Genomic DNA, 7299 nt, shown 5'->3' with positions numbered 1-7299 from the left:
CCTATGCATTACTCACCCGTCCGCCGCTCGTCAGCGGGTAGCAAGCTACCCCTGTTACCGCTCGACTTGCATGTGTTAGGCCTGCCGCCAGCGTTCAATCTGAGCCATGATCAAACTCTTCAGTTTAAGATCTATGCGGTTCTTACCCGCCACTCGTAAGTGACAGAAGCGAACCAAACTTGGCTCAAGGTTCAAACGAATTCATTTCAATTTACATTGTCATGACCGCTTGCCTTGATATTTGGTGATTTGTCACCAACGTCAGCAAGCGCCCACATGAATTACCTGATCAAATTGTTAAAGAGCTGGTCGCTGAGGCAGTGCCCCGTTGACGTGTGGCGTATACTACCCGATTTACCGCCAGGGTCAACAGCGATTTGAACATTTATGAGTAAAAACCTAGCACTGCATTTAATAGCCGTCACATCTACTAAATAAACTAGGGGTAAAACCTTTACGCTGCAGCCAAACGAGCCATCAGCTCTTCACGACGCTGCGGGGTAACAAAAGCTTCCTCGATAGCATTGCGCGTTAACTGACGAAATACCACCTCATCCCAATCAAACGCTTCGGCGCAAGCGATATGGTTGGCCAGCATGCCGCCACCGAAGTAAGCGGGATCATCAGAGCTAATAGTGACTTTAAGCCCCTCTGCCAATAGCCGTGGCAGCGGATGATCACGAAGATCCTCTACTACTTTCAAGCTGACATTAGAGAGCGGGCATACGGTGAGTACAATTTGCCCACTACGCAAACGCTCAACCACCGTATCACTTTCTAAACAGCGTACCCCGTGATCAATACGCTGAACATCAAGCACATCCAAGGCTTCTTGAATATATTCAGCAGGCCCTTCCTCCCCCGCATGGGCTACGCGCACTAGTCCAAGCTGCTTAGCGCGATCAAACACCTCAGCAAATTTCACCGGAGGGTTATTTTGCTCGGCACTATCTAGACCGATAGCGTCCAGCTTTTTCCAATAGGGAGCGGCCTGTTCAAGCACATGCAGCGCCTCCTCTGCGGGGCGATCACGCAGAAAAGCCATGATCATGCCAATAGAGAGATCGAGGGTTTCCTCAGCTTCCTGCTTAGCTTTTAAAAGCCCAGCCATGACGACTTCAAGCGGCACGCCGCGCTGAAGATGCGCCTGGGGGTCGAAGTGCATGTCGATATGGACAACCCCCTCCCCTCGCGCACGCTTGAAATAGTCCATTGCCAGGTCGTAAAAGTCTTCCTCATTACGAAGTACGCTCATGCCCTGGAAATAGAGATTCAGAAACCCCTGCAGATCGTTGAAGTGATAAGCCTCTTTGGCTTCCTGAACTGTCTTATAGGGCAGCTCAACCCCATTGCGCTGGGCTAGAGCAAACATTAATTCTGGTTCCAGCGAGCCTTCGATATGCAAATGGAGCTCTATTTTAGGGAGAGTACGTAAAAATTCATGCATGGCGGGCTCCTAGCTGTCTTATCGATTAATCGATGCAACTCATTATCGATTGTTATTGGGGTATTGGCTAAGTTTACCGGCATCCAGGTGCCAGTGGTACTCCACCCCAGGCACTAGGTTGAGCGAACTCACCTGATGAACCAAGAAGATAGCCGTTCGATTCACCAACCATTTATCCAGGGAAGCAGCGATATGTGTTGCCGTCGCTTCATCAACCCTTGCAAACGGCTCATCAAGAATCACCACCTTGGGAGTACATAGCAATAGGCGTGCTAATGCCAGGCGTCGACCTTGCCCACCGGAAAGCTGCTGCCCTTTCTCGCCCACCGCCGTCGCCAACCCTTTCGGCAGCTGCTCAACCCAGCTATCCAAGGCAACCGCTCGCAACGCTTCCCAGAGCATTTCATCACTAGCAGTAGGATTGGCAATACGCAGGTTCTCAGCAATTGAGGCATCAAATAGATCTACCTGCTGGGTAAGCATGGCAAAGTGATTAGCACGGTTTTCGTCCGTGAGCTGCCAAGCTGGCACGCCGCCGACTATCGACTCCCCCTGAGTCGCTTTTAAGCGCCCCATCAACACACTAGCTAAAGACGATTTTCCGGCGCCGGAGTTGCCGGTAATTACTGCACGCTTTCCAGCGGGCAGTTGAAGATCAATCTCACTTAACGCGGGCTCTAACGTTTGCGCGTAGCGCAAAGAGAGTTGATGAGCATGAATGCTCAAGCCAATACCCTCAGGCAATGTAAAGCCAGGCGAAGTAGGCGATGAATCACTGGTTAACTCATTTAACCGCCGCACTGCGGCATAGCTAGCGCCCAACTTGATAAAGCCCGCAGGTAGCGACATAAACGCCTCGTTCGCCCCCAGCGCAATCAATACTGCCATCACCAAGATAGGCCCCGATACCGATTGCTGGGCAAGCACCAGGCTCGCGAACCACAACACCGTCACTACCATTACCCCACTGATGACACTCACCAGGCAGTTTATTAACGCTGCCTTGCGCCCCAAGCGGCGCTGATTACTGAACGCCTGCTGTTCTTGAGTAGTGATCAACGCCCGGTGCCACTGGGTCGTTCGATAGCTCATCAACTCGGCCGAGGTCTGAATTTGATCGACCACTAGGCGGCGCAGCGACTGCTGGTCAACCACCTGCTGATAGCTATTCGAAAAGCCCCAGACAGCAGCCAAAAGGGTCGCCACCAGCCAGAGCAGACCAAGCGTTACCACCATCAGCATGCCAATACCGGGCAACCAGATAGCCACAAAAAGCGATACGGCCACCACACCAAGCAGCGCCACTAGCGGCGGCACCAAGAGGCGCAGATAAAAATTATCCAGGGTGTCAATATCCGCCGTTAAACGGCTCAGCCAGTCGCTGGCACGCTGACCGTGCAAGCGAGCATCATCAAAGCGCGTCAAATAGCCAAACACCCGATAACGCAAGTCCGCAAGCAGTGTTAACACCGTATTATGGTTATACAGCCGCTCCATGTAGCGCGCTATGGTGCGCGCCAAGGCAAAAAAACGGATGCCGCCCCCGGGGACGTAAACATCCAGCCGCGCGGGCAGCCCCATGGAAAGAGCGATACCGGTTAGCGCGCTGGCGGTGATAAACCACCCTGATAAACCAAGTAGTGAAAGCCCAGCCATTAGGGTGATAAACACCAGCAGAGTGCCTAACAAGAAACGCCGACGACGCCGCAGCAGAAGCAACAGCCAGGGGCGAAAGTCGCGGTAAAGAGCCCTCATCCGGATACCTCCACCAACTCACCCTGCTCAAACATCAAGTGGCGCTGGGCAGTAGCAATGACTGCCGGGTGATGGGTCGCTATCACCAGGGTGCGACCCTCCTGGGCAAGCTCAAGCAAAGCCGCCATAACCAACTGCTCAGTCTCGTGGTCTAAACTCGCCGTCGGCTCATCTAACAGCACCAGCGATGCATTGCTAAGGTAGACTCGCGCAAGAGCAAGGCGTTGTGCTTGGCCTCCTGACAGCCCCACACCGCGCTCGCCGATTAACGTATCCAAACCATCGGGCAGTTGCGTTAGCAGAGGCCCAAAACCAGCTCTCTGCAGTGCATAAAGCATTTCTTCACGGGAGGCTTCAGGGGACGCTAAGCGCAAATTATCGACCAAACTGCCATGCAAGAGAGAGGGCTGCTGATCCAGCCAGGCAAAGTGGCTATTTTCCTGCCGCCTATACTCCCCGGCGCTGGGGGCAACAAAGCCCGCCAGCAGCGCCAGCAGCGTCGACTTCCCGCTACCAGAAGCACCGCTGAGTGCCACTACTTCGCCGCGCTGAATGGTGAGATTGACCGGGCCAATTACTTGCCCACGGCCAGGATAAGTAACACAAGCCGTCACTAACTCAATGGCTGATCTATCCGACAGAGGCGCCAGATAGTGCTGCTCGCTCACCCAGCTTGGCTGATTGAGTATATTCACAACGCTTTCAGCAGCGCCCAAGGCCGCAGCGCGATCATGGTAGTGCTGAGAAAGGGTGCGCAGTGGCTGAAAAAACTCGGGCGCAAGTAGCAACACTGCCAAGCCCGAAAAAAGCGTCAGCGAAGGAGACGGCCCATACTCGATATAGCCCAGCAGGCCGAAACCGACATACATGGCCACAACCGCAATCGCCACTGAGGAAAAAAACTCCAGCACCGCCGATGAGAGAAATGCCAACCGAAGGGTACGCATGCTAAGGCGCCGATAGCCGTCGGTGGCATACCAAACATCCTGCTGCGCGGCTGTTGTACGGCCAAATAGCTGAAGTGTGGTCATGCCTCGCACACGGTCAATAAAATGCGCTGACAATCGCGATACCGCCACAAACTGATCGCGATTAAGGCGCTCAGCTCCCATACCCACCAACGCCATAAAAAGCGGAATCAATGGGGCTGAAAGTAGTAGAAACAGAGCCACCAGATAATCTAGCCACCCCGCCACCGCTAGTATCAACAGCGGCAAGCAGAGCGTAATCCGCAGTTGAGGGTAAAAGCGCGCGAAATAACCTTCCAGCGCATCGATATGCTCAACCACTTGGTTGGCTAAAGAGCCGCTGTGCTGTCCGGTAAGCCAAATCGGGCCTAAAGAGGATAATTTATCCAACAGCTGAGCTCTGGCCCGCTGCCGAATACGCAGGCTGGCTTCCAGGCTTAATGTTTCATGCCCCCACTGAAAGACAGCACGTAACAGCACACAAACTACCAACAGGCAGAATATCGGTACAAGAGAGGCAGGTGAACGACCGTGCACCACCAACTGATCAATCAGCCAGGCAAGCCCCACCACCACGACTATCGTTTGACTACCTGCTAGCACGCCGCAGAGCGCCGACCCCAGCAGGCGGTTGCGCTCTCCCTTAGCCAAGGCTTGCAGCCAGCTGCGCGGCGTAAGAGAAAGCGCGTCTTCAGTCACCATGGATCAGTGGTATCCCTCACCTACCCGCACCTTACCGCGGAATACCCAATAGGTCCAGGCGGTATAGGTCAATATAATCGGGATAACGAAGGCAACGCCCACTAGCAAGAATAGCTGTGATTCGGGTGCAGAAGCTGCATCCCATAACGTATAGTTCGGCGGCACAATTACCGGCCACTTACTGACGATCAGACCTAAGTAGGTAAAAACATAAATGCCGATAGTCGCAAGGAAAGGCACGCCTTCACGGCGCTTCTGTACCGAACGAAAAACCACAAAGGCACAGGCCAAGGCGAGGAAGGGGAAAATCCAAATCAGTTGAATATTACCAAACCAACGCTCCCATACCAGCGGGTTCACAAACGGCGTCCACAGACTAATCACGGCGAAAACAAACAGTACCAGCGCCAATAGCAACGGGGTGATTTTGTAGGCCCAGTCCTGCACATGCCCCTCTGATTTCAAGATCAGCCAAGTGGCCCCCAGCAGCGCGTAACCCGCCATTAAGCCAAGCCCCGTAAGTACTGAGAAAGGCGTTAGCCAGTCAAACGCGCCGCCCACATAGGCAAAGTTTTCAACCGGAAAGCCCTGGATATAGGCCCCAACTACAGCCCCTTGAGCAAAAGCGGCGATCGCCGACCCCCAACAAAAGGCGCGGTTCCACCAGCGTCTGTTGCGGCGTGACTTGAAACGAAATTCAAAGGCCACGCCGCGAAAGATCAACCCTGCCAGCATTAAGAAAACGCCGATGTAAAGCGCAGGCAAGAACACCGAATAGACTAGCGGAAAAGCACCCAACAGGCCCGCGCCGCCCAATACAAGCCAGGTCTCGTTGCCATCCCATATCGGCGCTACCGAGTTCATCATCACATCCCGGGCGTCTTCATCGGGTGCAAAGGGATAAAGAATACCAAGCCCCAAGTCGAAACCATCCATTAGCACATACATCATGATGCCGAAACCAATGATGAAGGCCCAAATCAACGTTAGATCAAACATTTCCATGTCTAGCTCCTCACCGGGTCAACGTCATCGTCAAAAGGTGTATGCGCCGCCGACATAGGCCGCATAGGCCGCTTGAAGTTCTCGTCAGTGGTTTCACGCTCTTCTTCTGGCAGCATTCCGTTACGCACCACGCGGGTGAGGTAATAAATGCCCGCGTAAAACACCACGCCGTAAACCAAGACATAGCCAATTAACGTAAACAACGCCATAGGGCCAGTGAGAGAAGGCGTCAACCCCTCGGCATGGGTCATCATGCCGTAAACCAACCACGGGGAGCGCCCTGACTCGGTGACGATCCAGCCCGCCAAAACAGCCACAAACGGCATGGGAATCATCGCCGTCAGGCCTTTTAAAAATAGCCGCTTGTCGTAGATGCGACCATTACGGCGCAATACCAGACCCGTAAGCGCCACCGCAATCATTAGCAGCCCAATCCCCACCATGACACGGAAGCCCCAGAAAACGATCAGCACCGGCGGCTGTTCTTCAGGCGCTGCCTCGCTTATACCCGGCACTTCCCCGTCAATAGAGTGGGTCAAGATAATACTGGCCAGGTTCGGAATACCCAGTTCAAAGTGATTGGTTTGGGCGTCCTGGTCAGGAATCGCAAACAACAGCAGCGGAACATTGCCAGAGGTCTCCCAGTGCCCTTCCATGGCAGCCACTTTCGTCGGCTGGTGCTCTAAGGTGTTAATGCCATGGAAGTCGCCGATAACGGCCTGGGTCGGTGCCAAAAACAGCAGCAACCAAAGGCACATGGAGAGTGCGCGGCGATTCGCTTCCGGATCCCGGTCGCGCAACAGAAACCAGGCGCTCACCCCAGCCACAACAAAGCCACCGGTCAAAAACGAGGCAACGGCCATATGCATAAAGCGGAAGGGAAAGGAGGGATTAAAGATCGCCTCGCTCCACGAAGTTACGTGGAAGCGGAAGTCGACTAGCTCTACACCCGCTGGGGTATGTAACCAGCTGTTAGCGGATAGAATCCAGAAGGCGGAGATAAAGGTGCCCACTGCCACCATAATGGCAGCAAACAAGTGAACCCCTTGGGGCACCTTACCGCGACCAAACAGTAGCACGCCCAAAAAGGCTGCCTCTAAAAAGAACGCCGTGACGACTTCATAGCTGAGCATGGGGCCAAGGAAATTCGATGAAGCCTGAGAAAAGTTACTCCAGTTAGTACCGAACTGGAATGACATAACAATGCCTGATACCACCCCCATGCCAAAGACAACGGCAAACACCTTTGTCCAGAATAGCGAGAGGCGATCCCACGCAGGGTTCTTCGTCTTGAAAAAAAGGCCATGAAGCAGCGCTATGTAAGACGCAAGGCCAATAGTAAACACGGGGAAGATAGCGTGAAACGATACAACGAATGCGAATTGCAATCGCGACAACACCAGCGGATCAAGTTCCATTTCA

Annotated in this window: 5 protein-coding genes and 1 rRNA gene; all 6 read right to left on the bottom strand. The window is 53.7% G+C overall.

Going from position 1 to position 7299, the window contains the following annotated elements; genetic code table 11:
- Nucleotides 1–126: ribosomal RNA gene (locus QT231_RS20810) — 16S ribosomal RNA — on the bottom strand; the annotation flags it as partial.
- A 328-nt stretch (nt 127–454) separates the two neighbouring features.
- Entirely contained in the window at nt 455–1447 is a 993-nt protein-coding gene (locus QT231_RS20805) for an adenosine deaminase (RefSeq protein WP_308338719.1), read from the bottom strand.
- A gap of 42 nt (nt 1448–1489) precedes the next feature.
- Nucleotides 1490–3202: a thiol reductant ABC exporter subunit CydC gene (gene cydC, locus QT231_RS20800; protein ID WP_308338718.1), complete on the bottom strand. Its 1713-nt coding sequence runs from the start codon at nt 3200–3202 to the stop codon at nt 1490–1492.
- Nucleotides 3199–4872 (bottom strand): thiol reductant ABC exporter subunit CydD, encoded by a 1674-nt coding sequence (cydD, locus tag QT231_RS20795; RefSeq protein WP_308338717.1) that lies wholly within the window; start codon nt 4870–4872, stop codon nt 3199–3201. Before cydD ends, cydC begins: the two co-directional genes overlap by 4 nt.
- A gap of 3 nt (nt 4873–4875) precedes the next feature.
- Nucleotides 4876–5877 (bottom strand): cytochrome d ubiquinol oxidase subunit II, encoded by a 1002-nt coding sequence (gene cydB, locus QT231_RS20790; RefSeq protein WP_308338716.1) that lies wholly within the window; start codon nt 5875–5877, stop codon nt 4876–4878.
- A 2-nt stretch (nt 5878–5879) separates the two neighbouring features.
- Nucleotides 5880–7295, bottom strand: a complete 1416-nt coding sequence (locus QT231_RS20785; protein ID WP_308338715.1) for a cytochrome ubiquinol oxidase subunit I — start codon at nt 7293–7295, stop codon at nt 5880–5882.
- Nucleotides 7296–7299: the final 4 nt, after the last annotated feature.

This window comes from Halomonas sp. SpR1 (assembly GCF_031010175.1).
Lineage (GTDB): Bacteria > Pseudomonadota > Gammaproteobacteria > Pseudomonadales > Halomonadaceae > Vreelandella.
This window is presented reverse-complemented; position numbering and strand designations above follow the sequence as displayed.